A 26,600-nucleotide genomic window follows, 5' to 3' on the forward strand; every position below is an offset into this window, starting at 1 on the left:
CCGTCGTCACGCGTCGCGTCTCAGGTCCTCCAGGGTCACGGCCGAGCCCGGCAGCACCGAGCGGGCGGGCGCCTCCAGGCCGTCGAGGAAGAGCTGGAGATGACGGTGGACGAAGGGGGCGAAGGCGGCGCAGCCGGTGCCGGGCAGCGGCCGGGTGAGCTGCGAGACGCCGACCAGCAGGTCGCCGGCGCCGACGTCCGGGCGGAGCCGGCCCGCCGCGTGCGCCAGGCCGAGCAGCTCCTCGACGGACTCCTCCAGCCGGCCGCGCTCGGCGACGAGATCGGGGTGGTCGTGGTCGAAGCCCGCGTCGAGCATCGGGCAGAGCGCGCCCACCCGCTCGTCGGCGGCGCCGTGGACGAAGTCCCGCACCGCCTCGAAGGCGTCCGCCTCACCGGCGCGGACCGACTCGGCACCCCGCTCGGCGAGCCCGGCGACCCGGGCGGTCAGGGAGAGGACGACCTCGTGGACGAGGTCGGCGCGCTCGGGGAAGTTCCGGTAGAGCGTGGCGTTGCCGACGCCGGCCCGGCGCGCGATCTCGTCGTAGGGGACGAGGGGGCCGAACTCCACGAACATCTCGCGGGCCGCCGTCACCAGCCGCTCACGGTTGCGCAGGGCGTCGGCGCGCGGCCGGGGCACGCGGCGCGCGGGCACCCCGCCGACCACATCGCCCCCCGCGGGGGCTTCTTCGCCGGCGCGGAGAGCGCGCCCCCCGGAGGCTTCCCCATCGGCGCGAATGTCGCCCCCCACAGGAGCTTCTTCGCCCGTGCGGACAGCGCGCCCCTCGGGGGCTTCCCCGTCGGCGCGGACGCCGTCCCCCGCAGGGGCCTCTCCGTCGGTGCGGATCACGCCACGACCTCCTCGGCCGTCCGGGCCCCCGGCCTCTCAGCCGTTCGGAGCCATCCGGGGAAACAGTCCCCACTTCGTCGAACTCTCTCCTAAACGGGGAAGGAATCCCCGCTTATTTCGCCCGCCAATGTGACCTGCATCACTCCGCACGCTCCGTCGCCGGATACCCACGATCGGTCCACCCGGCGCGCGCCCCCGCGCCGCTCCGCACAGGCTGAGCCCACGGCACACCACGCCGCTGACCTGGCCCCGACCGGAGAGGCGACCGCATGCAGCACACCCGCCGGCGGATACGCAGACCGGTCGCCCTCGCGGCGACCTCGGCCCTCCTGCTCACCGTGCTCGTCTCCGCGAGCACCACGCTCCCCGGGCCCGCCCCGGCCTCGGCCGGCCCGGTGGCCGCCGCGCCGGACACCACCCGGCTCGGACCGTGCCGCATCGCCACCACCCTGGGTGTGCAGATGTCGGAAGGGCTGCCGACCGCCCCCGGGTACGCCCGCTCCACCGGTCGCGTCCGCGCCCTCACGCTCATGGTCGACTTCCCCGACGCCCGCGGCGAGGGCACGGCCATGTCCCGCTTCCGGGAGTTCTTCCCGCAGACCTCCGACTGGTTCCGCGTCAGCTCCTACGGCCGGCTCCAGTACCACTCCGAGGCCCCGATACCCGACTGGCTGCGGATGCCGAAGCCGTTCTCCTCGTACGGGATCGAGCGCGGAGCCCCGTACGAACCGGGCTACCGCTCCTTCGTCGAGGACATCGTGAAGGCGGCCGACCCGAAGGTCGACTTCAGCGCCTACGACCTGGTCAACGTCCTGGTCACGCCGAACGCCGGCCCCTCCGCCCTCGACACCGTCCTGTCCGTGACCTTCTCCGGCAACGACGACGCGCCCTACGCCGACGGCGTCCCGCTCGCCAACACGTCCTTCGTCTACAGCCGCCAGGACGACGGCTCCGGCAGCTACGCCCAGACCGGCTACCGCGTCCTCCCCCACGAGAACGGCCACGTCTTCGGCCTGCCCGACCTCTACACCGCCGACGGCGGCGGCACGGTCGGCCACTGGGACATCATGTCCGAGGACTGGGGGGCCAACAACGACCTGCTCGGCTGGCACAAGTGGAAGCTCGGCTGGCTCGACAACGACCAGATCCGCTGCGCCTCCGCCGCCGGCACCAGCGAGCACCTGCTCACCCCGCTGGCCGTCGCCGGCGGCCCCAAGATGGTCTTCGTCCCGCTCTCCGACACCACCGGGTACGCCGTCGAGGTCCGCACCCGCGAGGGCAACGACGAGGCCGTCTGCGAGCCGGGCGTCCTCGTCTACCGCGTCGAGTCCGACGTGGACACCGGCCACGGCCCGGTGACCGTCGCCGACAGCGACCGCACCAGCGGCGGCTGCACCCGCCGCCCCAACGTCCACGCGGAACTCTCCGACGCCCCCTTCCGCCCCGGCGAGGCCTTCACCGACCGCACCAACGGCATCCGGATAGGCGTCGTCGACGAGGACCCGACCGGCAGCTTCCGCGTCCGCGTCACCCGGGAATGACCCCCGCCACACCGCACCGGCCCGGCCCCCGGCTCCTCGGCCGGCGCCCCTCACCCTCCCCCCGACCGGGGCCCCTCGACCGAGGCCCCTCGGCCGGGGCCCCTCAACCGGCGCCCCTCAGCCGAGGCCACTCGACCGGGTCCCCTCAGCCGGGGCCGAGGGGCGCGAACAGCTCCCGCAGCTCGCCCTTGAGGACCTTCCCGCCGCCGTTCCGGGGCAGCGGCTCGTCCCGTACGAGGACGTGCGCGGGCACCTTGAAGGCGGCGAGGCGCGCGGCGACGTGCGCCCGCAGCCCCTCCGCGCCGGCCGGGGAGCCCGCCCGGAGCCGCACGACCGCCCCGACCTCCTCCCCGAGCAGGGGGTGCGGCACCCCGACGACGGCCGCGTCGAGCACGTCCGGGTGCGCCTGGAGCACCTGCTCCACCTCCACGCAGTACACGTTCTCGCCGCCCCGGATCACCAGGTCGGTGAGCCGGTCGACGATCGAGACCCGCCCCTCGGCGTCCACCCGGGCGAGGTCGCCGGTGCGGAACCACCCGCCGGGCGCGAAGGCCGCCCGGGTCGCCTCCGGGTTCCCCCAGTACCCCCGGAAGAGCGACTGCCCCCGCAGCCACAGCTCGCCGACCCCGTCGTCCCCCGGAGCCTCGATCCGCACCTCGGTGGCCGGCGAGGGCCGCCCCACGCTCCCGGGGTGCTCGCGGTACTCGGCCCCGACGTTGGCGAGCACCCCGCCGCAGGTCTCGGTGAGCCCGTACCCGTTCCGGGGCGCGATCCGCTCCCCGTACCCCTCCGCCAGCTCCCCGGTGACCGCGGGCGGCGCGGCGGCCCCGCCCGTGCTCAGCAGCACCAGGCTCTCCAGCCCGTCCCCCGTCTCCCGGGCGCGCGCGAGCAGCTGCAGCGCGGTGGTCGGCACCCCCGCGTAATGGGTCACCTTGTGCTCGCGGATCAGCTCCAGCGCCCGCGCCGCGTCCCACTTCCGCATCATCACCAGCGTGCCGCCCGCCGCCATCACCGCGTACAGGGAGGTGAAGGCGGCGACGTGGAAGAACGGGAAGGTCGTCAGGGACACCACCGGCGCCCCGCCCCCCGGCCGCTCCCCCCGCGCGACGGCGGCCGCGGCGGCGAAGTACCGCGGATGGACCGCGGCCCCGGCCTGCGCGAGGTGCGTGGCGACGGCCCCCTTGGGCCGCCCCGTGGTCCCGGACGTGTAGAAGATCGTGGCGTCGTCCTCGGGCGCCACCTCGACGTCGGGCGGCCCGAGCAGCGGATCGTCGTCCACCTCGTACGCCGCGAACCCGGGCTCGGCCTCCCCCCGGAACACGATCCCCGGCACCCCGGCGGCCCACGCCCACCCCCGCACCCGCCCGACCCGCTCGCCGTCGACCAGCAGCACCCCCGGTCCGCAGTCGTCCAGCGCGTGGGCGAACTCCTCCTCGCCCCACCACGCGTTCAACGGCACCACGACGAGCCCCGCCAGCTGGGCCCCCCAGAACGCCACCTGCCACTCCGGCAGGTTCCGCATCGCGACCACGGCCCGGTCCCCCGGCCGAAGCCCGTACTCCCCCGCCAGCCGCCGCCCCAGCCCACAGGCCGCGTCGAAGAACTCCCGATAGGTGACGGACTCCCCCTCACCCACCAGAAAAACCCGGTCCCCGAACCCCCACACCACTTCGACGAACTCCCGCAGCGTCCGGGGCCCCCGCACGTACACCCCGTCCGCCACCTCGAACGGCGCCCCCTCACCCGTCAGCACGCCCCACCCCTCTCACCCGTCCCACCGAAGCTAGCCACCCCCAACCCCCACCCACAACCCCACCCCCCAACCCCCCATCCGCTACGCTGTCCAAGCCCCGCCTCCGTAGCTCAGGGGATAGAGCACCGCTCTCCTAAAGCGGGTGTCGCAGGTTCGAATCCTGCCGGGGGCACAAACCGAAGGGCCAGCTCACGGGGACTTTTCCCCGGAGCTGGCCCTTTCGCATGATCGCGTCCGTGCCACCTACGTGCCAGAAGGAGGCGAATCACCCTCTCCTCGGGCCCGGCGGATCATCTCCCCGAGCTTCCCCGCGATGTGCTGATCACGGTCGCTCGTCATGTGCTGATAGATCAGCGCGGCCCGGGTCGTACTGTGTCCCATCCTCGTCATCAGCTCACGCGTGCTCGCCCCGGCACTGGAGGCCAGCGTGTTCCCGGTGTGGCGGAGGTCGTGGAAGTGCACGTCTCCGGAGACGCCGGCCTCAGCGCGTGCGCTCGTCCAGTCGTCGCGGAAGTTGCTCCGCCGAAGCAGGCCGCCGCGGGGCCCTTGGAAGAGGTGTCCGTCCTGCCCGGCCGCGGCGAAGTGCTCCAGGTGGTGAGTCAGCTCGGGGACGAGTTCGGCGGGGAAGGCGACCGGCCGGACGCCGGCGGCGGACTTCGGCGCCTTGTCGGCGAGCTTGCCGTTCTGAAGCTCGGACTGGGCACGGCGGACCATGACCACGCAACGGTTCAGGTCGATGTCCCGGCGGCGGAGCGAGGCCAGCTCACCGAAGCGGAGGGTCGTGAATGCCGCCAGGAGGACGAGCACCCGGTAGCGGGCCTGGATGGCGTCGGCCACGGCGTACACCTCGGCGACGGTGAGGACGGGACGCTCCGGGACGTCGTAATGGTCGGCGCCCTTGATGCGGCACGGGTTGCGACGGATCAGCTCGTCGTCCACCGCCGTGTTCAGGATCGCCCGCAGGAGCTGGTACGCCTTGACCACGGTGGGCTCGCCCACGCCGGATTCCAGCAGGGCGGTACGCCAGGCGCGGACGCGAGGCGTGGTGATCGCGGCCAGGGTCCCGGCGCCGAACGTCGGCTTGATGTGCAGCCGGAGCACGCCCTCGTTCCGCTCCCGGGAACGGTCCTCCAACTTGCGGTGCTTCAACCAGTCATCGGCGTACGGACCGAACTCGACCTTGCCCGCGTCCGGCGCCTGGTAGGTGCCCCGGATGATCTCCGCCTCGATGGTGGTCAGCCATACGTCGGCGTCGGTCTTGGTGACGAAAGTCTGCGGCGCGGACTTCGTCTCGCCTGACAGCGGATCGCGATAGCGGGCCTGCCAGCGACCCGAAGCGAGCTGCCGCACGGTCCCGAACCGACGACGCCGGCCAGTGCGGTTCGCCATCACGCCACCTTCCCGAAGCGCCGCACGACGGGCTCCACGGTGTGGGTCGCGATGTACGCCTCGACGGCAGGCTCCGGGATGCGGACATGCCGACCGACCTTGACGAAGGTGATCCGCCGTTCTTCGATCAGGCGCCGAGGGAACCGGACGGAGGTGCCGAGGAGTTCGGCGACCTGGGCGACGGTGAGCAGACGTGCGGACATGGTCACCACTCCTGTTCGGTGGACGCTTCGAGCTGGGCGCGGAGTTCGCGGGCGTGTTCGCGGTTGTGCTGGATGTCGCGACGGATGTTGGCGGCGAGCCAGGACTCGCCGGGGGTGGCGCCGTGGCCGGCGTAGGCCCAGTGAGCGACGACGAGGAGGGTGGACTCCGGGTGTTCGTCGGGGTCGGGCAGGCCCAGGGCGGCGCGTTGTTGGGCGGCGCGGTAGTCGGCGCGGACCTGGCGTAAGGCGCCGAGGGTGGTGGAGTAGGCGCGGGATTTGGTGGAGAAGTGGCCGCGGAAGCCGAGCATGTGGGCCCAGGCGCGCAGGCGGCGGTCCGGGTATGCGGCGTCGAGGTCCATGCAGGCTTCCATCAGCCGCCGGGGGTGGCCGGGGACGCCGAGGAGGACGAGGGCTTCCTTGTTGCCGACTCGGTGGTCGACGGTGCCGGTGGTCTCGGCGGCTTTGGTGGCGTACTTCGCGACGTAGGCGGCGACGGCCTGTTCGGTAAGTTCTTCGCCCTGGCCGAAGGCGCCGATGGGCTGGACGTCGAGCTGGGTGCCCCAGGTGAGGACGAGGTCCTGGGCGATGCCGTGGGCGGGGGCGGCGTCGACGGTGACGCGGACGCGGGCGGCGGCCGCGTGGATGGCGTCGGTGAGGAGGTCGAGGGTGGCCCAGTGCGGGGGCGGGGTGTGCGGTCCGTCGGGGCCGTCGAAGCGGATGACGGCGTGGAAGTGGACGGCGCCGCGCTTCTGGTACTCGGCGACCTTGCCGAAGGAGACGCGGGACTGTTCGCGGGCGGCTTTCTGGGTGAGGCCGGCGCGGGCGGCGATCTCGCGGCGGAGGTAGATGGTGAAGTACCGCCACAGCTCGGAGGCGTGGTTGTTCCACAGCACCGCGCCCGCGTAGTCGTAGGTAGCCGGGTCGAGCGGGGTCCCGAGTTCGGGTGCGTCCTCGGGGTGCTGGGTGCCGCAGCGGCAGGGGCGGGTGCCGGGGCGGTTGTGGACGGGGCCGAAGGACGGGGCGGTGAGGGTGGCGAAGACCCGGGGGTGTTCGCGGATCGTCTCGGGGGTGCCTTTGTCGGGGTCGCCGGTGAGGCCGGCGCGGATGAGGTGGTAGGTGTCGCCGGCGTAGGTCCAGGCGCAGGCCGGGCAGCGGGAGGCGCGTCGGTTGCCGCACGCCACGCGCAGGACGCCGCCGGGTTCGGCGTCGGTGGTGTACGCGTGGATCACGGTCTTGGTGGCGGGGTCGAGGAGCTTGGTGCCGCCGGTGAGACGGATGGGGGCGGTGCAGCCGCCGGTGCGGCGGAGTTGTTCGGTGAGGCGGTCGAAGCCGGGGGACCCGGCGACCCGGAGCAGGTCGCTCAGGGTGGCCGGGTCCAGGCCCGCCGCAGTGGCGGAGTCGATCACGTGCTCACTCCTTGTGGGCGGGACCGTGGTGGGCGTTCCATCCGGCGACCAAGGCACCGACCTGGGCGTCGCCCGTGGCGGTGGCGGTGGCGCCGCAGTGGCAGACGGCGGACGCGGTGGCGGGCTCGGATGGCGACAGCTTGCTGACGTGCAAGCCGGGCCGGTCCGGCGAGGGCGTGAGCTTGGCCATCGCGGTCACTTCCCGGCGCGGGCGAGGGCGGCGGGGGTGGTGCGGGTGCCGGTGCCCTTGCAGGCGGGGCAGGTGGCGGCGAGGGTGCGGCGCTGTCCGTCCGGGGTGGTGCCGGTGGTGATGTGGACGACGGGGAAGCCGTCGCAGTGGGAGCAGACGCGGGCGGCCGAGGTCTGGGGCATCATGAGGTTTCCCTTTCGGGTCCGGTGGATCTGGAACGGGGTTGATGGCGCCCGGGGCGGCGGAAGTTTGGCGACCGAGGCCGCCCCGGGGGCCGCTAGCGGGTGTTGCGCCTGCCGTGGCCCTTGACCGCGTACATCGACGCGTCGGCGGCCGAGAGGGCATCGGTGAGGACCGGGACCGGCAGCTGGTCGCGGTGGCAGTGGCCGACCGAGGCGGAGACCGGCAGGACGTGCCCGCGGTGGGTGACCGGCGCGTCCAGCGCGGCCCGGAGTTTGGCGAGGCCGGGGGTGCGGGCGGGGTCGGTGACGATGGCGGCGAACTCGTCTCCGCCGAGGCGGGCGGCGATGCCGTGCCGGCCGCACCAGGCGGTGAGCCTGGCGGCGGTGGCGGTCAGGACCGTGTCTCCGGCGGCGTGGCCGTGGGTGTCGTTGATGGTCTTGAAGTCGTCCATGTCGACCAGGACCACGAGCGTGTTCGGGTGCTTGGCCATGAGGTGTTCCGCCCGGGTGGTCCATCCGGCGCGGGTGTGCAGGCCGGTCAGGGGGTCTCGGCGGGCGGTGGCCAGGCGGCGCCAGAGCAGCCCACCGTGCAGGGCCCATCCCAGGGCCGGTAAGCCCGCCGCCGCGATCGTCTGCGTGTCCACGAGCGCTACCGGCCCTTCTGCATGTCGCGGACCAGAAGCCGCAGGACGACCGCGACGACGGCGATGGACGCGGCGCTGATGGCGACGGCGAGGAGCATGGAGACCAGGACGGCGCCGACGACCAGGACGACGGCACCGCCGCCAGCGGCGAGGGCGACCGCACTGCCCGGGGTGAGCTGAACCGAGGCACGGGACGGAACCGGGGCCGGGGCCGGGGTCGGGACGACAACGGAGGCCGGGGCGGGCTCGATGTCGTCGGGGGTGGGCTTGAGGATGGGGATGGGGTGGCCGGTCGGGAGCGGGTTGACCGGGATGCGGGGCTGGAGCATGGCGGGTCTCCCTACTTGGCGATGGGGTCGATGAGCGGAGCGAGGAGGCTGTCGGCGAGGAGGTAGCCGCCGAGCAGGAGGACGGCGACGAACCACCAGGGCGGGCGGATGAGCTTGATTCCGAGGCCGCCGACGACGATCAGGGCGAGCCAGAGCGGAACGTCCATGACACGAACTCCTCAGTTGCTAGCGGGGGTTGCAGCGATGGGTGTGAGCGGCCAGCTCGGCCGCCGCGCGGGTGTCGTAGTCGGCGGAGAAGTCGCAGCGGGGCGCCGTGCACACGGCGGTGTGCTTGGTCCGGCCGCGGCCGTCGCGGTGGGTACCGACCTGCACCGGGCCGATACGGGCGACGTTGTGGAAGCGGTTGGGTCGCACGGGTCTTGCTCCTTCCTGGGTCAGGCGAGCTGGAGGGCGATGGAGTCGGCGAGGGCCGGGGGCATGCCGTGGCGGGTGCGGAGGGTTTCCGCGTCGATCGGCTGGCCGGTCTGGGCCCGGTGCGCGTCGGCGATCTTCTGGGCGTGAGCCATCAGCGCGGGCGGCACCGCCACAGCAGGCACCACGGGAGCAGGCTCGGGTTCGGGCTGTTCTTCCTGCGGTGCGGGTTCCGGCTGGATCTCGACCGGGGTGGGTTCGGCCGGCGGCAGTTCGGGGGCCTGTTCCGGGGCCCGTTCGACGGTCACCTCGGCAGTGGCTTCCGGCGCCGGTACGGCCTCAGGGGTATGGGTGGGTTCGGGGGCGGGGTGGGCGTGGGCGAGGAGGGTGCCGCCGAGGAAGGCGATGGCGGGCCATCCGGCGACGAGGATCCGCAGCCAGGGCGGGACGTGGTTGAGGTCGAGGAGTCCGGCGGTGGCGACGTTGGCGCCGAGCGATGCGATGAGGGCGATGGCGAACCAGAGCCAGGCGTCGCGGTTTCCGGCGTCGGTTCGCATCCGGCGCCAGGCGGCGACGAGGAGCAGGTCGACGGAGACCGGGTAGGCCCACGCCTTCCATCCGTCCTGTCCGGCCGCTTCGGCCAGGTCGTGCAGGTGGGCGAAGGACAGGGCCCCGGCGATGACGGCCTGGACCAGGACGGCGTCGAGGCGGAGGGTTCGGAGCACGGGTCACCTCCTTTCGGGCATGGGTCGGGTAGGGACCTGGCGTGAGACGGTCACGCCGCCGAGGCGGTGCAGGGGTGTTACGCGGTGGCCGGGTCCGGCTTCACCAGCGGGACCGGCTCCGGGTCAGCGCCGATGCCGTCCGGTAGGACCGGGCGATAGGCGGCGAGGGAGGGCAGATCCGGGGTGAGGTGGGCGTGCGCGAGGCAGATCTCGGCCGCTTCAGCCGCGGAGAGCTGCGGAGTACGGATGCGGGACCAGCCCCCGGAGGTGTCCCCGGCGACCGCGATGCCGGGCCGGTCCGGCGGGATCGTCAGAACCGTGACGACCGCGTCCGGGGCGATGTCCCCGACGCCCATCTCGGCAGTCTGCTTGTCGTTGACCCGGTGCACGGTCCGGCCGGTGAGCTGAGCGCGCAGGGCGGTGGCGCCCTTGCCGAGGTCGGAGCCGAAGCGCTGCCCGCAGACTTCGAGAAAGATGCCGGCGGCGCGGGCGAGCTGGCCGAGGCGGATCAACTGGGTGACCATCCGGTCCCGGCGTTCCTCGTCCTTCTTCGTCGCGGTCAGGAAGAGCTCCGCGACCTCGTCCACCAGGACCACCACCGGCGCCGGACGGACGTCCTCGTGCAGGGCCCAGATGTCGGCGACCCCGTAGTCACTGAGGAGGTCGAACCGGTCCTCCATCTCCCCGACCAGGGCGTCCAGCAGGCCGTCCGCTTCCTCCGGGGTGGTGGCCAGGGCGGACAGGCGGGGAGCGTAGCCGCGGTGCTCGACTCCGCGCTTGCAGTCGATGCCGACCAGGGCCACCGGCAGCCGGGCGAGCCCGGCTACCAGGTTTCGCTGGTACATGGACTTGCCGGTCTGGTTCGCGCCGAGGGTCAGCGCGTGCGGGACCTTGAGGTAGTCCCGGACGAACGCCGTCCCGTCTTCCCGCAGCGCGACCGGAACCGTCATCGGCCCCGCGGGGCGCCGACGCGAGCGCGGCATCCGGACCCGGTTCAGGACGTCGTAGCCGGTCATCCGCAGTTCCACGAACCCCGGCTTGGTGACGGTGACGTTGACCGAGTGGACGCCCCAGGCGTGCCGCAGCCGCTCAGAGGCCGCCATCACGTCCGCGGGCTCCAGACCGGCCGGAAGCCGGAGGGTGACCCGCAGGCCGGTCGAGGTGCCCCGGATCCGGCGGACCTTGGGCGGTACGGGCTGGACGTCGGGGCGGCGGGCGATGTTGCGGACCATGAACGCCCGCAGGCGGGACGGCTGGACCGTCAGCCCGCACACGTCCATCGTCGCGTGATACGTCACCGCGAACCGCACCCGCGTGACCGGCAGACCCACCAGCGACCAGAACACCTGGGGCGCACGGACCTTGGCGTATCCGAGGCCGCCAGCGGCTCCGGCGAGCGGGAGACCGACCTCCCATAAAGTCGCAACGTCGGTCATGATCAGCCGCCCATCGGGGTGACCGCGACAGCGCGGAACGAGATGCCGTGACGGGTCTGGCCGTTGAACGTGTTCTCCCAGTCCCGGGCCTTGAGCCCGATGACCGTCACCGGCATGCCCGGCGTCAGCCCGTCAGGGAGACCGGTCTCCGGGACCGTCACCTGGTAGAGGTTGCCCTCCCCCTCGTCCGAGATCAGCAGGCCCACCGTGGAAAGCCCGGCACCGGTCTCCCGGTCCACCGCCCTCTCGCCGGTCTGCTTGCTCACGAGCTTCGGCGTGGGAGCGGTCGCGACGAAGACCACGGCGGTCGACGTGTCCACCTTGAACGACGGCATGAGTTTCTCCTTCGAGAGGGCAGGAAGGGACTAGGTGACCAACTTGGCTAACCCGGTTGGTCACATCTCGAAGTTAGAAGACATGGCTAGCCATGTCAACAACATGACTGGCATGACTGTCCTGCCTAGAGGAACTCGCCTACCATCGACTTCATGACCTTTGTCCCCGAGCCCCTCGACCCCGACGACGACCGAGCCCCGTACGAGCAGGTCGCGAGCAGCCTGAGCGCAGCGATTCGTACGCGGAGGCTCGGACCGGGCGAGAAGCTGCCGTCGCACAAGGAGCTGACGGAGCTCTACGGCTTCGCGCGGGCGACGATCCAACGCGCGCTACGGGACCTTGAGGACGAAGGACTCGTGGTCTCGCGCAAGGGCAGTGGTGTCTACGTCCGCAACCGCACGGAACGGCCGGCGGGGCTTCGGCCTTACGTGGAGCAGGCATTCGCGAAGGATCACGTCACCATCGACTTCGCGGGGTTCTCAAGCGAGACACTGCACGGTGCCCTTCAAGAGCCGCTCGACAAGATCCGTGTCGGCAGGCTCACCCCGTCGAGCATCACCATGCGGATACTCGTCCCCGACATGGCGGTCCCTCAGGCGGCACCGGTCCGGATGTCCGACGGCGCGGACGACAAGAGGCTCCGCGACCGCATGCACGACATCATGGTCGGCTACACCCGCAGCATCCGGGACGCGATCACCGAGCTGGAGCACCTGGGCCTGGTCGCCGAGACGCGCATCAACGTCCGCGTCCACAGCGGCACCCAGTTCTTCAAGCTGTACGTCATCAACAACGAGGACGCGTTCTTCGGTTACTACCCGATCCGCCCGAACAAGGTCGTCGCCCAGGGCGAGGCGATCGAAATCTATGACCTCGTCGGCAAGGACACGACCCTGTTCCACCACTCGGTCAACGACGGCGAGTCGTCCGGCGGAGCGCAGCAGGTCCAGCAAGCCCGGATGTGGTTCGACAGCGTCTGGGAGACCATCGGAAGGGACTTCGATCTTGACGCACGATGACCGACTCTCCGAGGTCCTGGGCAACGCCCGGGTGGTCTTCTTCGACTTCGACGGGCCCGTGTGCGATGTGTTCGCCGGGCTTCCTGCCTCCCAAGTCGCAGAACAGCTCACGGCGATCCTCGCGGCGAAGGACGTATCCGCGGGTGCGAAGGCGGCCGAGACCGATGACCCCATCGAGGTTCTGCGCATCGCGCACGCGGCGGACGCCGAGCTGGGTGGGGAGATCGAGCAGCGACTAACGGAGGCGGAGATCGAAGCCGTAGCACTGGCGGGCCCCCCGACGCCGGGAGCGGTGGAAGCCCTCCAGGCCGTGAAAGCCTCAGGGAGGGCGGTCGCGGTGGTGAGCAACAACTCGGCCGAGTGCGTCGAGAGCTTCCTTAAGGCGCACGGGCTGGAGGGATACGTCGCGAAGGTGGTCGGCCGGCCTACGGGACAGCCCCACCTGATGAAGCCGAACCCGTTCCCGCTCATCACGGCGGCCGAGCGGATGCACATCGACGTCACGAACTGCACCCTGATCGGTGACTCGCTCACAGACATCCAGGCTGCCCACACAGCCGGGGCCACGGTGATCGCCTACGCCAACAAGCCCCACAAGGCCGATCTCTTCGCCGAGGCCCAGGCCGACACCATCACCGACGACATGCACGCCATCGCCGACGCACTCACCACGGCATAGCCGAGGAGCAGCGGAAGACCTGTTACAGGTTTCTCTACCTCATCAAGGCACCCGCCGCGCACAGCGCGGCGCGCGCGGCCCGTCGCCCGGGCCTGCGCTCCTGTCTCCGCCCCGCTCCAGCCCGACCGCCGGCCGCACGCCTGACAGCTCGGGTTGATGGGTGACGAACCCGCGATGCGGCCGAGGCGCTACACGGGTGCGGCTCAGGACGATGCCTCCGGCGGGGGCGCTCAGGCTCCGGGATGGGAGGGGCCCGCGGGCGGGTGCCGGCCGGTGGGGCGTGGAGGTGGAGGGCTCCCATCCCGCCTGCCGTCGACCCAGGCAGAGCCGAGCAGTCGCGGCCCAGGGCGTCAAGGTCGTTCGTACAGTGGCGCGCTCCACCTTGACGCCCTGAACCACGCCCGCTCCACGGTGTGTGGGTCGACGGCAGACGGGATGGGAGCTGGGGTGAGTGGTGGGCTGAGGGGCCGGCGCAGGCCCGCATTAGCGTGACCGCAGCATGTAGGCGGCAGACACGCCGGATGCGGCAAGAGGGCAGAACCGGCCGGATTCGAACCGGCGTCCTCGCGATTTTGGAGACCGCGCGCGACAACCTCTGCGCTACAGCTCCGCCCCGCCCGCCATCCTAAGGAATCCTGCTGCTGCCGAGGTGGCGTCTGCGCCCTTGGCGTGCCCGTTTGGCCGGAAGCTGGCGGGGAGCCACGGTGGTTGACGGGCAACGCACGCGAGGACGGCCCCCGACCGATCTGCCTGGTCAGGGGCCGTTCACCTGCGGTGGGTGTGGGCTTTGAACCCACGGAGACATCGCTGCCTCGACGGTTTTCAAGATCGTCGAACGGGACCTGGCTAATCTCGGCTTGGCCGCTTCGTCGTCACCAAGATGATCGGGAGCATCAGGGCCATGGCGGCGAGGCGCGCGACAGCCAGAAGGATGGGTTCGCCCACGAAGAGCATGAAGAGCCCCAGAAGGACGCTTCCGTCGACCTCGACGCCGATGAGAGGCATCGTGCCGCCAACGAACCCGATCACCACACACCACAGACCCCAGACGCCCGCAGCAGCAGCGAGCAGGACCGTCAGCGCCGCCACCCAGGCGGGTGGTTCTCTGTCTTCCATGATCCCCCCAAGGATCCCCAGTCAGGTGACTTGAGTCACAGACGTGGGGGGAGGATAGCGGCTGGGCAACCCGGTGCAGGTGGGATCGTGCAGTTAAGCGCTCGACACTGCCGCAGCTGCGCGCGGCCGGCGCTGGCAGGGCACTCTTGGCCATCGGCGGAGCCTGGCCGTCGGTTGGGTCCCGGGCTTGCACCGGGCCGCCCCCGGACAGAACCAGGGATGCAGCCGCACTACAGAGCTGGACACCTCGGAAGCCGACCGCGCGCAGCTGGACGCTATCCCGAGGCACTGACAGACGCCGGCGAAGGTCGTGCCACATCCGTGCCAGATCGTGCGGGGAACCACGGGGAACGAGGGGCGTGTTCGGGCTCTGGGGTGTCGATCAGCTCTTGCAGCATCTTGGCAGGTCAGGCGGAGGTTCGCCCTCCCGCTCTCCTAAAGCGGGTGTCGCAGGTTCGAATCCTGCCGGGGGCACCAGTGCGAAGACCCCCTACCGATCTTGGTAGGGGGTCTTCGACATCTACGGCTGACATCAACGGCGGCGGTCGGCCGAGGACCTCCGCGAGCGCACGGAACGAAATACAGGTGCCGGCTCCCGGGGCTGGCGGGCAGGATCGCGCCATGTCGACGGATGTCAGCGGGATGATCGAGTGCCGTCCAGGGGCCCGTCTGTGGGGCCCGGACGATGAGGACACGGTCTGGGAAGCGGGCATCGACCTCTTCCTGCTGAACAGGGGCAACGCCTACGACGGCCTCGCGTGCCTCTTCGGAATCCGCAACTCCTTCGGCTTCCGTCCGCTTGCCGGGGACCGAGGCTTCCCGGACGACGCGTCGGAAGGGCTGCGCCGCGATTTCGCCGGCCCCGACTTCGCGTACGGGACGACATGGGTGACCTGGGCCGAGCTGGCCGCCGCAGACTGGCAGGAGACGGACGCCTCCGGCACACGAAGCCGTGCGTCGGCCGCGGGGAACGACACCGACTGGGGCCGCGTCTGGAGCGTCATGCGCATCCTCAGCGAAGTCCACGGCCCGGAGAACGTCCGTCTCGTCGTCTGGTTCTACTGACCCACCCCCGCGCTGAACACGGGGTCGGCCCGGACAGGCCTCCAGCACACGCGGCCACAGCGGGGTGGCCGCGGGCCCGCTTCGGCTTGAGGAGCTGCTCGGCGGACACCGTCGTGCCCGCCACCCTCTGCGAGATCGTCTACGAGATCCCCATCAGCCGAGGAAGGTGAGAGGGGGGTGGGGTCCGAGCCAAGGGTCCCGAAGCGTGAAAGCTCAGGGGACCCCTCCCTTGCCACCCCCCTTGGCCGCCGTGTTCCGCAGAGGAACAGCGAACCGGCCCAACCTTGTCCACGACGCTACAACCGACCACTGACAACGCCCGAGAGCAGGTTCCGGGCCTATGGCCGAGTGGCCTCTCCCCTGTCCCGACTGCGGCCGGCCCATGGAGTGGAAAGGGTTCGTTCTCAGCGAGCGCGAGGAGGACGCCCAGCGGGTCTGCCGCTCCCTGTGGCGCTGCCAGGGGCGGACCCTTTGGTGGCACTGGGCCGATCGTCAGGACGAACCACTGGAACTCTGCCCCTTCCCTGACTTGGTCCGCTAGCCTCCGCGGTCGCGAGTACCGTCCAGATCGGTCGATCAACCAGTAGGGAGGGGTATGCACAACGAAGGGACCATCCCCCGGTCGGGGATGCTTCGGATTACCGGCGGCCGTTCGCGGATCGACGACAGCCGACATCCACGGCTGGCATCAACGACGGTGGACGGCGGCGGTCGTATCCGGCCGGCCGCAGCAGCCGCCGGCAGTGCCCCTCCCCGCCCGGGGCCGCCCGACCGAGGCCCTGAAGCGGGTGTCGCAGGTTCGGATCCTGCCGGGGCACAGGGGGAAGGGCGCACGGTGAGGTCACCGGGCGCCCTTTTGCGTGCGGGTGGGGGGCTTCGGGGTCAGGTGAGGACGATGTTGTGGGCCGGGGTGATGGTGGGGTGGATGTGGGACTGGCCCAGGTCGGCCAGGACGGGGCCGAAGGTCCTGGCGTGGGTTTCGAGGGCTTCGCGGCTCTCCCAGATCTCGGTGACGCGGAAGCCGTCGGCCGTCGGGCCCGCCGCGTGGGAGAGGAGGCCGGGGTTCGGGAGGTCCGCGAAGCGGGTGAAGCCCCGGCCTTCGGTGACGCGGTCGATGACCGTGTCGTAGAGCTCCTGCCCGGCGCCGGGGAAGTCGAAGGTCACGATGATGGCCATGGGGGTGTCTCTCTCGTGGTGCGCGGTCACTTCTGGGAGTCGAAGGCGTCCGGGATGGGGAGGGTCGACCAGTGGGGGACGGGCCAGGCCACGACGACCGCCCGGCCGACGACGTCGGTGAGGGGGAGCATGCCGCCCCGGCCGTCGTCCTGGTGGTAGCGGGAGTCCTGGGAGGCCTGGCGGTGGTCGCCCATGACCCAGAGGTGGCCGGCGGGGACGGTGACCTTGAACCGGCCGCCCTCGTCGTCGCTGCAGGGGGTGTTGCCCTCGTAGACGTACGGCTCGGTCAGGGGGGTGCCGTTCAGTTTCAGGGGGCCCGTGCCCTGGCACTCGATCGTGTCGCCCGCCACGCCGATCACCCGCTTGATCAGGTGCTGCTCGCCGGCCGCGGGCATCAGGCCGACGAAGCCGAGGGCCTTCTGGACGGTGGTGGGGGGCTTCGTCTCATGGCCGGCGAGCCAGTCGGCGGGGTCGCGGAAGACGACCACTTCGCCGCGGCCGGGCTCCGAGCCGAACCAGGGGGTGAGCTTGTCGACCAGGACGCGGTCGTCCTCCTGGAGGGTGTTCTGCATGGACCCCGAGGGGATCAGGAACGCCTGCAGCAGGAAGGTCTTGATCAGGAAGGCGAGGCCCAGGGCGACGACCGCCAGCAGGGGGTACTCCACCCAGGGGGAGAGCCGGCGGCGACGGCGCGCGGGGGGCGGGGGCGAAGTCTCCCCCGCCTCCGGGCCGGGCCTCGTCTCCGTCGCCACGTCTCCCGTGTCCGCCACGTCCGCACGCCCCGATTCAGTTGGTTCCTGCCGCATGGGACGACCCTAGGGCCCGCGCCCGGGGGTGAGCAGCCCCCTGCCGCGTTCACCCTCCTTATGGGTGACCGCGATGGGTGACCGTGATGGGCGACCGCGGGGCGGGAGGGGTCAGCGCAGTTCCTCCGGGCAGGCCGTGCCGCGCGGGAAGAGCTTGTAGGGGGCGGCCAGGCGGTACGTACCGGCCTTGGGGGCGACCAGTTCCGTCCACTCGTCGCCCTCCTCGTCCGGTTTCGCCTTCACCAGGCAGCCGTTCTCGTTGGCGAAGACCTTCGGGATCTCGGTCTCGGACTCCTCCCGGGCGAGCTTGGACTCCTCCGTCTCCTGCGGGGGCTCCAGCTTGCCGCCGTTCTCGTCCATCAGGGCGAGCCAGGGCGAGTACGGGACGCGGATCTTGATCCGGGCCGGGCGGTCGAGGCGGAGGACGACCTCGTTCTCGGCGGCGCGCTCGACCTGGGCGGGAGGGTCGGCGAGGGGGGTGGCGCCGGCGACCTCGTACAGCCGCCAGTTCGCGTCGGACCACACCTGGTTCAGGTACGGCAGGCCCTCGTCGACCAGCTCCGCCTCGCGCTCCGCGCCCGAGTCGGGGGCGCCGGTCGGCAGGACGACGTACCGGACGGCCCAGCGGTGGAGCCACTCGCGGTAGTTCACGGCGTTGAGGGTGTCGTCGTAGAAGAGCGGGTTGCGCTCCATGTCGGCCTGGCGGTTCCAGCCGCGCGCCAGGTTGATGTAGGGGCTGAGCGCCGAGGACTCCCGGTGGCTGGAGGCCGGGACGACCTCCACGCGGGCCTTCCGGGCTTCCCGCACCTGGAGCTGGTTGATCAGCGGCGCCACCTCGAAGGCCCAGGAGGCGTCCGGGCGGGTGCGGATCACGTCGTCGACGCCCTTGAAGCCGATCCAGAAGTTCAGGCCGAGGAAGGCGACGGCCAGCGCGTACCAGCGGCGCGAGCGCGGGCGCGTGTACGGCAGCGCCGCCAGCAGGGCCACGCCCGCGAAGAGCATCGGCAGCCGCGAGATGTTCGACCCGATCTGGGAGTCGATCAGCCAGGTCAGGAAGGTGCCGACGGTGTAGCAGGCGGCGGCCGTGCGGACCGTCCGCCAGTCCCTCGGGACGAGGACGAGGACGAGGATCCCGAAGAGCAGCGGCAGCGACGTCGACGCGAAGGACATCGGCTGCGTGCCGGAGAAGGGGAAGAGCCAGGAGGAGAGCGCGACGACCGCGACCGGGGCGAGGCCGATGGCGTACGCGCCCGGCCTCCGCTTGTTGAGGAAGAGCGCCGCCGCGACCACGCCGAGGAACAGGCCCGCGACCGGGCTGCACGCCGTCGCGAGCCCGGCGAGCGGCGCCGCCACGGCGGCCTTCGCCCAGCGCCTGCGGCGCCAGCGGTGCGGCCAGCAGAAGACGGCGGCGACCGCGCCGAGCGCGAACATCATGCCGAGCCCGAAGGTCACCCGGCCCGACAGCGCGTTGCAGAGGAAGGCGAAGACGCCCGCGAGGGAGCACGCCATGGGGTTCCGGACCGCCGGGACCCGCACGAGGATCAGCGCCGTCAGGGCGGCGGAGAGCGTGCCCGCGATCATCATCGTCGAGCGGACGCCGAGCACCGACATCACGTACGGCGAGACCACGCTGTACGAGACCGGGTGCATGCCGCCGTACCAGGCCAGGTTGTACGCGGAGTCGGGGTGCCGTCCGACGAACTCGGCCCAGGCGTCCTGCGCCGCGAGGTCGCCGCCGCTGTTCGCGAAGTAGAAGAACCACAGGACGTGCAGGAGCGCGGCGACGCCCGTCGCCACCATCACGGGGTAGCGGCGCTTGCGGCGCCGCGGCGGAGGCGGTGACGGGGACGGGAGCGGCGCGGGGGTCCGCCCGGGGGCGGAGCGCTGGTTCGGGAGCACTATTCGCGAAGGGGAACCGGGGGTGGGGGGCGTGGGAGCGGGGACGGCCGGGGTGGTGAGGGTGGCGGGAGTGGCGGGGTCGGTGGAGACGGCGGAGGCCGGTGCGGCCTCCTGGGTGCCATCCTGCGCGACGTCCGGCCCGGCGTCCTGCGGGGAGCGCGTCACAGTGGACCGCTCGGTGTCCGTGCCCTGGTGGGCGGGCTGTTCGGTGCCTCGGTCCGTGGTCCGGTCCCGGCCGGTGTCCGTGCCCTGGCGGGCGGCCCGGCCGGTGGTCGTGCCCTGGTCGGTGGTCCGGCCGGTGGTCGTGCCCTGATCGGCGGCCCGGTCAGTGGTCGGGGTCCGGTCCGTGGTCCGGGGCCGGTCCGTGGCCGGGCCCTGGTGGGTGGGGCGGTCCCGGTCGGGGGTCCGGTCGGGGTGCTGCTCGGGGAGGGAGGCGGCGGCCGTGCTGCGGCCCGCGCGTGTCGGCTCGGCGGTGGTCACTGCGGCCCTTTCCCGTGCTGCTTCCGTGCTGCTTCCGTGCTGCTTCCGTGCTGCTTCCGTGCTGCTTCCGTCCGCTTTCCCGCGCGGCTTCCGTGCGGTTCCTGTCCGGTGTCCGGGCGGGTTCGCGTGGCGCGTCCGGACCCGAAGACGCTAACAGCAGGGCGCCCCGGTCGTCCGGGGCGCCCTGCTGTTCGTACAGCCGCCGGTCAGCTCACCCGGGTCAGCTTCTTGTCGAAGCCGGGCTCCACCAGGTCGGCCTGGAGCGCCACCGGGGCGCCGACCTTCCCCGCGCCCTCGCCGATCGAGACCGTGCCGACGACGTCACCGGCCTTGCCGGTGTGGGGGACGGCCTTGCCGCCGTCGGTCAGCTCCAGCTTGACCTTCAGGCCCGGCCAGCCGACCGCCTTGAGCTCCTTCGTCGCCACGACCGGCGTCTGCCCGCCGAGGCCGTCGTCGACGTAGCCGACGACCTGGCCCTTCTTCACGACGACCGTGGACGTGACGTCGTCCTGCGCCTTCTTGATCAGCTCGTAGCTGTAGTCCAGCGACAGCTCCAGCTTCTTGTTGAGGGTCTCGGCGTCCTGCGCGCCCATCACGATGCCCAGGATGCGGCGGATCTTGCCGTCGACGACGGTGTTCGCCGACCAGAGCAGGTTGCCGCCCGCCGGGGTGGAGGAGCCGGTCTTGATGCCGCTCACGCCCTCCTTGAGCAGGAGCCGGCTGTTGTTGTTCTCGATGTAGCCGACGCCCTCGATGGTCGCGTTCGGCATGTCCACGATCTCGCGGAACACGTCGTACTGCATGACCGCCTTCGCCAGCTTCAGCTGGTCCCGCGGGGTGGAGACGGTCGAGTCGAGCAGACCGGACGGGTCGGTGTACCGGGACTGGGTCATGCCCAGGTCCTTGGCGGCCGCGTTCATCTTGTCGACGAACGCCTGCTCCGAACCGGCGTCCCAGCGCGCGAGCAGCCGGGCCACGTTGTTCGCCGACGGGATCATCAGGAGCTGGAGGAGCTCCTTCTCCGTGTAGGTCTGCCCCTCCTTCACGGGCGCCGTCGACTCGTGCACCGCCTTCGCCTGGTCGGCCGCCTTCTTGTCGACGGTGATCTCGGGGCCCTTCTGCTTCCCCTTGATCGGGTGGTCCCGGAGGATCACGTACGCGGTCATCGTCTTCGTCACGGACGCGATCGGGGCCGGCTTCTGCGCCCCGTACGTGCCCATGGAACCGACGCCCTCGACCTCCACCGCGCCCTGGCCCTCGCCCGGCCACGGCATCTGGAGCGGGCCGCCCCCGAAGGTGAACGTGGGCGACGCGGAGAGCGTGAGGACGGGCGCCGGCAGCGGCCGGACCATCTGCGCGATCGCAAAGACGATCAGGAGGAGCAGGACCAGCGGGGTCCAGATGCGGACCCGGCGCACGGTCGTGCGCCAGGCGTTCGGCGGCGGGGGCGGGGTGTTCGTCAGCTCGGCGAGCAGGTCGAGCGGGGGGAGCGGCGGCAGCGGCTGCTGCCGCGTCCGCTCGGGCTCCCCGAGCGCGGGCGCGACCGCGGGCGCGGGGACCGCGGCCTTCGCCGGGGCCGGCGGCTTCGGGGCCTGAGGGGCCTGCGGGGTCTGAGGGGTCTGCGGGACGACGGGGGCGGCCGGAGCGGTCCGGGCGGCCGGCTTGTCGGCGGCCTTCGCCGCCTTCTGGTCGGCCGGGATGTCCGGGCGCAGCGGTACGAAGGTGCTCGTCCGCTCGCTGTCGGAGTCGGCTCCCGTGACCTCGCGGGGGAGCTTGAGCGCGGTCGTCGGCTGGTCCACGGCGGGCGCGGCCGGCGGACGTACCGCCCGGAACATGGTGGTGGGCTGGTCGACCGGGCTCTCGGCCCGGGACGCGGCGGTGCCGGTGTCGGTGTCGGAACCGGTGTCGGCGTCCGCGTCCGTACCCGTGTCCGTGTCCGTGTCCGTACCCGCGTCATCGGTCGTGCCGGTCGTGGCCGCGGGCTTCGGGGCCGGCTTCGCGTCGGCCTCCGGCGTCCCGGCCTTCTTCGCGGCGAACCACGACGGCTCCGGCGCCTTGGGCGCCTCGACGGCCGCCCCGGGGGCCTGCGCGGCCTTCACGGGCTCCTCGGCGGCCGCGGGGGCCTTTCCGGGCGCGGAGGCCTTCTCGGACGCGTCGGCGGCCTCCGGCTCCGGCTCGGACTCCTCATCGCGGCTCTCGGCCGCGGGCCCGTCAGCGTCCGCGGGCTCGCCCTCGCCCCCGTCCGCATCCGCATCCGCATCCGCCGGCTTCGCCGCCGTCGCGACCCACGCCGCCACGGCCTGCTTCAGACGGTCGCCCCCGGGCTCGGCCGCCTTCGAAGCGTCCGAGGCATCCGAAGCGTCCGAGTCGTCCGGGGCATCCGCGGCGGCCGGGTCGTGCGAGGCGTCCGCGTCCTCCGAGGCATCCGGAATCGATTCCTCAGCCGTCGGGGTCGCATCGGCCGGAGCCTTCTCCGCGTCGTCCTCCGGAGCGCGCGGCGCCAGGGTCTTGAAGACCGCCGTCGGCTGGTCCACCTGAGCCGGCGCAACCGTCGACGGCGAACCCGTCGTCCTGCCCTCCGACGACCCCTGCTGCTCCGCCCTGTCGGGGGACTCGCCCGCCACCGTGCCTCCTCCATGCGTCATGCGTACGTCCGAACCGTCTACCAGTGTCCTGTGTGAACCCCTTGGCTCCCGTGCTAGACGAGAACGACATACCTACTGGTTCCCGGACGAACCACCCAGGCACTCTCGACAGATGAATGTGAGAGGGGTCACCCTGTCATTCATCCACGCGGGGAGGCATGGATGGGCAGGAGCCGCAGAACACTTCCGGAGGAGCTTCTGCTGCTCGCTCTGGACCCGACCACGGGTACCACAGCGCAGCCGCAGTCGCTCGATCTGGGCCTGGCCGGAGCACAGCTAGTAGAGCTGGCCCTGGCAGGACGGATAGCCCCTGACGGGGATCGTATCGCCGTGGTGATGCCACGGCCGACCGGAGATCCGACTCTGGACTCCGCACTGGAACTGCTGCGCAGGCGCGGCAGTCCGGTCCGGGCCGTCCACTGGATCGGCGGACCCCGACTGGGGCTCCGCCAGACGTATCTCTCGCATCTGGAGCGATGCGGCATGGTGCATGCCGTGGAGGGCCAGATGTGCGGGGTGCTGCCGACGACTCGCTACCAGGCGACGGACACGGCGATCAGCCGGGAGATCAGAACCCGGCTGGACAGTGCGATCCGCACCGGCGTACCGCCGGACCCGCGGACCGCGGCGCTCGCCGCGCTGGCCCACGCGGTCGGTCTCGGCAAGCACCTGTACCCCGGCAACGAAGGACGGTCGTCGCGGTCCCGGCTGCGCGACCTGATCCGGCACGACCCCATGGGCGGTCTCGTGGCGCACGCCGTGATGGACGTCCAGAACGGCGCGGCCGCACAGCCGCGCCGGGGCGGCCCGGGCGTACCCGCCCAGCCGCGCGGCAGCATGGCCCGCGCCGCCGCCCACTGAGGCGGTCGCACGGCCGCGCGCACCGCACGCCGCGTACGACCGCACCACGCACCGCCGTACGCACGCACCGCCGCACGTACGCACGCACCGACGCACCACGCACCACGTACCGAACGCGGCCGCACCGCCGCGTCACGCACGACCGCACCGCCGTACCACGCACCGCATACCCCTTCCGGGAGCCGCACCAGGTGTGCGGGGCGCCTCCGGGCGTCCCGCACATCCGCGTCCCCCGCACCGCGTTGTCGGGTTTTCCCAGCGCACGCGGCACCTTTGGTGGCAGTCTGCCAAGCAGTAGATACTCACAGCTACGCATCGCAGACAGCAGCCGGAGGTGCAGTTTCCGTGGCGTCCAGTGTCAACCCCACCGTCAGGCGACGCCGATTGGGCCAGGAGCTGCGCAAGCTCCGCGAGGGCAAGGGCATGACGGCCGAACAGGTCGCCGAGCGCCTCCTCGTCTCCCAGTCCAAGATCAGCCGTCTCGAGAACGGCCGCCGCTCCATCAGCCAGCGCGACGTGCGCGACCTGTGCGGGGTGTACGAGGTCGAGGACGAGGCCATGGTCAACTCCCTCATGCAGATGGCCAAGGACTCGCGGCAGCAGGGCTGGTGGCACGCCTTCGGCGACATCCCGTACAGCGTCTACATCGGCCTGGAGACGGACGCCCAGAGCCTGCGCGTCTACGAGCCGCAGATCATCCCCGGCCTGCTCCAGACCCGCGCGTACGCCCACGCCGTCATCTCCGGCGCGCTGCCCGAGTCGACGCCGGCCGACGTCGAGAAGCGGACCAACGTCCGCACCCGCCGCCAGGACCGGATCCGCGACGAGGAGAACCCGCTGCGCCTGTGGGCGGTCATCGACGAGGCGGCGCTGCGCCGGATCGTGGGCAACCCGCAGGTGATGGTCGAACAGCTGGAGCACCTCGTCGAGCAGTCGCACCTGCCGCACGTGACCGTGCAGGTGCTGCCCTTCGACACGGGCGCGCACCCGGGCATCAGCGGCCAGTACTCGATCCTGGAGTTCCCGGACGCCTCCGACTCCAGCGTCGTCTACATCGAGGGCGTGACGAGCGACCTGTACCTGGAGAAGGGGCCGGACGTCTCGAAGTACAGCTACATGTACGAGCACCTGCGGGCGCAGGCGCTGGGCGTGGAGCAGACGCGGGACTTCGTGGCCGGCATCGCGAAGAAATACGCACAGGGCTGACAGTCCCGGCACTCGGGACGGTTCCGGCAGGTCAGGCGCGCGGAGCGGGGCCCGACAGGTCTGAACCACAGGGGGGAGGCACCGTACACCCCCGACTCCGCCCGACGGAAGCCCCGTTGGAATATGCCACCCGGTCGTGTGAACGCCGGTCCCGCCGCTCGGGACCGGCGAGTAGCGTCGATCAGGCCGGTGGAGACCACCCCGGCGACGATCCCGACGCCTTCGGGCAGAACCGGAGTTGAGCACATCATGGCCATCATCCAGGGTGCCACCGACAACTGGACCAAGTCCTCCTACTCCGGCGGCAACGGCGCCTGCGTCGAGGTGAAGTCCCCGGTCGTCGCCGCCATCGCCGTCCGCGACTCCAAGGCTCCCGAGGGTCCGTCCCTCTCTTTCGGACCGGGCTCGTGGAACGCCTTCGTCGGCCAGGTGAGCAACGGGGCCCTCTGAGGTCCGCGGAACCGGAACCGCCCGCGGCGGGACACGCACCGCCCGCGCCCTCCGCACCCCGTGCAGCACCGCCCTCTCGACCGGTCCGCCGTCCTGGCCGAGAGGGCTCGCCCGTGTCCGGGGCCGCCTTCCCCTAGCGCAGCCGGTCCACGTACGTGTCCGTGCCCGGGACGGTCGGGACGAAGGGCGCCACCAGCTCCACCCGGCCCGCCCCGTCCGCGAGGCCGTCCAGGTCCGCGAAGTGGCCGGCCCAGCAGTCGCGCGGATCCCGCTCCAGGAACCAGAGCAGGGTGAGCCGGGTGTCGACGCCCTCCACCTGCTTCACGTACGTCATGCGGTCGCCGGGCAGCGGCGTCGGGCGGAAGACGGTGACCATCGCCGCCGGGGAGCCCGCCAGCCGGCGCGGGAGTTCGCGGGCGGCGAGCCGTTCGAGGAGGGCCGCCCGCTCCCCGGGCCCGGCGCAGTCCACGACCTGGAGGATCAGCCCCGCGTAGGGGTGGTCGAGGGCGTGGAAGTCGCGCGGACCGGCCGCCCCGTCCCGGTACACCGTCGTCTCGTGGTCCTGGAAGGACGTGAAGACGTGGGTGCGGTCGTGGTAGACGCGGGCGTCGCGGTTGAGCCGCTTGTTGATGGCGACGGTCCACTTCATGTGCGCGTCGTAGCGGCCCTCGGTGATCCAGTACGTGGAGAGGTAGCAGCCGGCGGTGACCGGCTGCGCGACGGCGGACTTCTCCGGGGTCCGCAGCTCCTGGAGGTCGCGGGTGGCGACCCAGCGGCGGCCCGCGAACATCCAGGGCATCGCCATCGCGCCGGCGTAGTAGTGGTCGTCCTCGTACCAGCGGTTGTACGCGTACTCGTGGCCCGGGTGCGGCTCCACCATGGTGATCAGGGCATGGCCCGGGCGGACCCCGTACGGCCCCGTGGCGGCCAGCTCCCCGTACCTCTCGGCCCCTTCGGCGTCGCTCATCGCCGTCGTCTCCCTTCCCTGTGCGGCTCGAGCCACCTACTCTGACGGACCGTCAGATCAGTGGCCAGAGGCGGGAGGCACCCGGATGCTGCTCCAGGGGAAGACGGTCGTCGTGTCGGGCGTCGGGGCCGGGCTCGGCCACCGGGTCGCGGAGGCGGTGGTGCGCGACGGCGGCAACGCGGTGCTCGGCGCCCGGACCGAGGCCAACCTCGCCAGGACCGCCGCCGCGATCGACCCGGCGGGCGGGCACACCGCCCACCTCGCCACCGACGTCACCGACGAGGCGCGGTGCGCGGCGCTCGCCGCGCTCGCCGTCGAACGCTTCGGCGGGATCGACGCGGTCGTGCACGTCGCCGCCTGGGACTCGTACTTCGGCGGGCTCGCCGACGCGGACTTCGCGACCTGGCAGGGCGTGCTCGACGTCAACCTCCTCGGCACCCTGCGGATGACCCGGGCCTGCCTGCCGGCGCTGCGGGCGGCGGGCGGCGGGTCGGTCGTCTTCATCGGCACGCAGTCGGCGGTCGCCGCGCCGACGCAGGTGCAGCAGGCCGCGTACGCCGCCTCCAAGGGGGCGCTGACCTCGGCGATGTACTCGCTGGCGCGGGAGCTGGGGCCGGACCGGATCCGGGTCAACACGGTGCTGCCCGGGTGGATGTGGGGACCGCCGGTGGAGGCCTTCGTCCGCTTCACGGCGCGGGCGGAGGGGGTGGACGAGGCGGAGGTCCTCGGGCGGCTCACCTCGCGGATGGCCCTGCCGGAGCTGGCGGGCGACACGGACGTCGCCGACGCCGTCGCCTTCCTCGCCTCCCCGCGGGCCCGCGCGATCACGGGGCAGTCGCTGCTGGTCAACGCGGGCGAGCTGATGCGGTGATCCCGGGG

General features: G+C 72.0%; 28 protein-coding genes and 2 tRNA genes. 9 read left to right on the forward strand and 21 right to left on the reverse strand.

Annotated features, from left to right (window positions below; translation table 11 throughout):
• Window positions 1-6 precede the first annotated feature (6 nt).
• The gene (locus ACFW6A_RS07490; RefSeq protein ID WP_386639266.1) at window positions 7-651 is read right to left on the reverse strand and encodes a TetR/AcrR family transcriptional regulator; all 645 of its coding nucleotides are present in this window, start codon (window positions 649-651) and stop codon (window positions 7-9) included.
• 464 nt (window positions 652-1,115) lie between these two features.
• Here ACFW6A_RS07490 and ACFW6A_RS07495 point away from each other — a divergent pair, with 464 nt between their 5' ends.
• Window positions 1,116-2,387, forward strand: a complete 1,272-nt coding sequence (locus ACFW6A_RS07495) for a M6 family metalloprotease domain-containing protein (RefSeq protein ID WP_351841540.1) — start codon at window positions 1,116-1,118, stop codon at window positions 2,385-2,387.
• 145 nt (window positions 2,388-2,532) lie between these two features.
• Here ACFW6A_RS07495 and ACFW6A_RS07500 read toward each other — a convergent pair whose 3' ends face one another.
• Window positions 2,533-4,140 (reverse strand): class I adenylate-forming enzyme family protein, encoded by a 1,608-nt coding sequence (locus tag ACFW6A_RS07500; RefSeq protein ID WP_386639269.1) that lies wholly within the window; start codon window positions 4,138-4,140, stop codon window positions 2,533-2,535.
• Window positions 4,141-4,239: 99 nt separating this feature from the next.
• Here ACFW6A_RS07500 and ACFW6A_RS07505 point away from each other — a divergent pair.
• Window positions 4,240-4,312, forward strand: a tRNA-Arg gene (locus ACFW6A_RS07505).
• A gap of 71 nt (window positions 4,313-4,383) precedes the next feature.
• On the opposite strand, the gene ACFW6A_RS07510 is transcribed toward ACFW6A_RS07505, so the two are convergent.
• From ACFW6A_RS07510 to ACFW6A_RS07565, 12 genes are all read right to left on the reverse strand, one after another.
• Window positions 4,384-5,529 (reverse strand): tyrosine-type recombinase/integrase, encoded by a 1,146-nt coding sequence (locus ACFW6A_RS07510; protein ID WP_386639272.1) that lies wholly within the window; start codon window positions 5,527-5,529, stop codon window positions 4,384-4,386.
• Window positions 5,529-5,732 carry a helix-turn-helix domain-containing protein gene (locus ACFW6A_RS07515; RefSeq protein WP_386639275.1) on the reverse strand — a complete coding sequence of 68 codons (204 nt, stop codon included), beginning with the start codon at window positions 5,730-5,732 and terminating at the stop codon, window positions 5,529-5,531. Before ACFW6A_RS07515 ends, ACFW6A_RS07510 begins: the two co-directional genes overlap by 1 nt.
• Window positions 5,733-5,734: 2 nt before the next feature.
• Window positions 5,735-7,138, reverse strand: a complete 1,404-nt coding sequence (gene repSA, locus ACFW6A_RS07520; protein WP_386639278.1) for a replication initiator protein RepSA — start codon at window positions 7,136-7,138, stop codon at window positions 5,735-5,737.
• A 4-nt stretch (window positions 7,139-7,142) separates the two neighbouring features.
• A complete protein-coding gene (locus tag ACFW6A_RS07525; RefSeq protein WP_386639281.1) occupies window positions 7,143-7,328 on the reverse strand; it encodes a hypothetical protein in 186 nt (61 codons plus the stop codon).
• Window positions 7,329-7,333: 5 nt separating this feature from the next.
• A complete protein-coding gene (locus tag ACFW6A_RS07530; protein ID WP_386639284.1) occupies window positions 7,334-7,513 on the reverse strand; it encodes a hypothetical protein in 180 nt (59 codons plus the stop codon).
• 92 nt (window positions 7,514-7,605) lie between these two features.
• Window positions 7,606-8,154, reverse strand: a complete 549-nt coding sequence (locus ACFW6A_RS07535; RefSeq protein ID WP_386639287.1) for a GGDEF domain-containing protein — start codon at window positions 8,152-8,154, stop codon at window positions 7,606-7,608.
• 5 nt (window positions 8,155-8,159) lie between these two features.
• Window positions 8,160-8,483 (reverse strand): SpdD-like protein, encoded by a 324-nt coding sequence (locus ACFW6A_RS07540; protein ID WP_386639289.1) that lies wholly within the window; start codon window positions 8,481-8,483, stop codon window positions 8,160-8,162.
• 11 nt (window positions 8,484-8,494) lie between these two features.
• Window positions 8,495-8,650 carry a hypothetical protein gene (locus ACFW6A_RS07545; RefSeq protein WP_381140135.1) on the reverse strand — a complete coding sequence of 52 codons (156 nt, stop codon included), beginning with the start codon at window positions 8,648-8,650 and terminating at the stop codon, window positions 8,495-8,497.
• A gap of 19 nt (window positions 8,651-8,669) precedes the next feature.
• Entirely contained in the window at window positions 8,670-8,858 is a 189-nt protein-coding gene (locus ACFW6A_RS07550; RefSeq protein ID WP_350977120.1) for a mobile element transfer protein, read from the reverse strand.
• Window positions 8,859-8,878: 20 nt separating this feature from the next.
• Complete coding sequence (locus ACFW6A_RS07555) at window positions 8,879-9,580, reverse strand: DUF2637 domain-containing protein (protein ID WP_386639293.1); 702 nt, start codon at window positions 9,578-9,580, stop codon at window positions 8,879-8,881.
• Between the two features lie 77 nt (window positions 9,581-9,657).
• The gene (locus ACFW6A_RS07560; RefSeq protein WP_386639296.1) at window positions 9,658-11,016 is read right to left on the reverse strand and encodes an FtsK/SpoIIIE domain-containing protein; all 1,359 of its coding nucleotides are present in this window, start codon (window positions 11,014-11,016) and stop codon (window positions 9,658-9,660) included.
• Between the two features lie 2 nt (window positions 11,017-11,018).
• Entirely contained in the window at window positions 11,019-11,351 is a 333-nt protein-coding gene (locus ACFW6A_RS07565; protein ID WP_386639299.1) for a hypothetical protein, read from the reverse strand.
• Between the two features lie 153 nt (window positions 11,352-11,504).
• Here ACFW6A_RS07565 and ACFW6A_RS07570 point away from each other — a divergent pair, with 153 nt between their 5' ends.
• Window positions 11,505-12,371, forward strand: coding sequence for a GntR family transcriptional regulator (locus ACFW6A_RS07570; RefSeq protein WP_030495245.1), 867 nt, complete (start codon window positions 11,505-11,507; stop codon window positions 12,369-12,371).
• Entirely contained in the window at window positions 12,358-13,050 is a 693-nt protein-coding gene (locus ACFW6A_RS07575) for an HAD family hydrolase (RefSeq protein WP_386639304.1), read from the forward strand. Before ACFW6A_RS07570 ends, ACFW6A_RS07575 begins: the two co-directional genes overlap by 14 nt.
• A gap of 535 nt (window positions 13,051-13,585) precedes the next feature.
• Here the strand turns inward: ACFW6A_RS07575 and ACFW6A_RS07580 are convergent.
• Both ACFW6A_RS07580 and ACFW6A_RS07585 read right to left on the reverse strand, forming a co-directional pair.
• A tRNA-Trp gene (locus tag ACFW6A_RS07580) sits at window positions 13,586-13,660 on the reverse strand.
• A 236-nt stretch (window positions 13,661-13,896) separates the two neighbouring features.
• Window positions 13,897-14,166 carry a hypothetical protein gene (locus ACFW6A_RS07585; protein ID WP_386639307.1) on the reverse strand — a complete coding sequence of 90 codons (270 nt, stop codon included), beginning with the start codon at window positions 14,164-14,166 and terminating at the stop codon, window positions 13,897-13,899.
• A 621-nt stretch (window positions 14,167-14,787) separates the two neighbouring features.
• Here ACFW6A_RS07585 and ACFW6A_RS07590 point away from each other — a divergent pair.
• Window positions 14,788-15,231 carry a hypothetical protein gene (locus ACFW6A_RS07590; protein WP_386639310.1) on the forward strand — a complete coding sequence of 148 codons (444 nt, stop codon included), beginning with the start codon at window positions 14,788-14,790 and terminating at the stop codon, window positions 15,229-15,231.
• 882 nt (window positions 15,232-16,113) lie between these two features.
• Here the strand turns inward: ACFW6A_RS07590 and ACFW6A_RS07595 are convergent.
• From ACFW6A_RS07595 to ACFW6A_RS07610, 4 genes are all read right to left on the reverse strand, one after another.
• Window positions 16,114-16,407, reverse strand: coding sequence for a hypothetical protein (locus tag ACFW6A_RS07595; RefSeq protein WP_351841550.1), 294 nt, complete (start codon window positions 16,405-16,407; stop codon window positions 16,114-16,116).
• A gap of 26 nt (window positions 16,408-16,433) precedes the next feature.
• The gene (lepB, locus tag ACFW6A_RS07600) at window positions 16,434-17,213 is read right to left on the reverse strand and encodes a signal peptidase I (RefSeq protein ID WP_386486237.1); all 780 of its coding nucleotides are present in this window, start codon (window positions 17,211-17,213) and stop codon (window positions 16,434-16,436) included.
• Window positions 17,214-17,324: 111 nt separating this feature from the next.
• A complete protein-coding gene (locus tag ACFW6A_RS07605) occupies window positions 17,325-19,277 on the reverse strand; it encodes an MFS transporter (protein WP_386639433.1) in 1,953 nt (650 codons plus the stop codon).
• 521 nt (window positions 19,278-19,798) lie between these two features.
• Window positions 19,799-22,126, reverse strand: coding sequence for a serine hydrolase (locus ACFW6A_RS07610; RefSeq protein ID WP_386639313.1), 2,328 nt, complete (start codon window positions 22,124-22,126; stop codon window positions 19,799-19,801).
• Between the two features lie 273 nt (window positions 22,127-22,399).
• Between ACFW6A_RS07610 and ACFW6A_RS07615 the strand changes: the two genes are divergently transcribed.
• From ACFW6A_RS07615 to ACFW6A_RS07625, 3 genes are all read left to right on the forward strand, one after another.
• Window positions 22,400-23,098: a GPP34 family phosphoprotein gene (locus tag ACFW6A_RS07615; protein ID WP_043228708.1), complete on the forward strand. Its 699-nt coding sequence runs from the start codon at window positions 22,400-22,402 to the stop codon at window positions 23,096-23,098.
• Window positions 23,099-23,443: 345 nt separating this feature from the next.
• The gene (locus ACFW6A_RS07620) at window positions 23,444-24,304 is read left to right on the forward strand and encodes a helix-turn-helix transcriptional regulator (protein ID WP_351841556.1); all 861 of its coding nucleotides are present in this window, start codon (window positions 23,444-23,446) and stop codon (window positions 24,302-24,304) included.
• A gap of 249 nt (window positions 24,305-24,553) precedes the next feature.
• Window positions 24,554-24,754 (forward strand): DUF397 domain-containing protein, encoded by a 201-nt coding sequence (locus ACFW6A_RS07625; protein ID WP_319008591.1) that lies wholly within the window; start codon window positions 24,554-24,556, stop codon window positions 24,752-24,754.
• A gap of 133 nt (window positions 24,755-24,887) precedes the next feature.
• Here ACFW6A_RS07625 and ACFW6A_RS07630 read toward each other — a convergent pair whose 3' ends face one another.
• Window positions 24,888-25,721, reverse strand: a complete 834-nt coding sequence (locus ACFW6A_RS07630; RefSeq protein ID WP_351841559.1) for a hypothetical protein — start codon at window positions 25,719-25,721, stop codon at window positions 24,888-24,890.
• A gap of 85 nt (window positions 25,722-25,806) precedes the next feature.
• On the opposite strand from ACFW6A_RS07630, the gene ACFW6A_RS07635 reads away from it, so the two are divergent.
• Entirely contained in the window at window positions 25,807-26,592 is a 786-nt protein-coding gene (locus tag ACFW6A_RS07635; RefSeq protein WP_351841561.1) for an SDR family oxidoreductase, read from the forward strand.
• Window positions 26,593-26,600 lie beyond the last annotated feature (8 nt).

It is taken from the genome of Streptomyces sp. NPDC058758 (assembly GCF_042746075.1).
Lineage (GTDB): Bacteria > Actinomycetota > Actinomycetes > Streptomycetales > Streptomycetaceae > Streptomyces.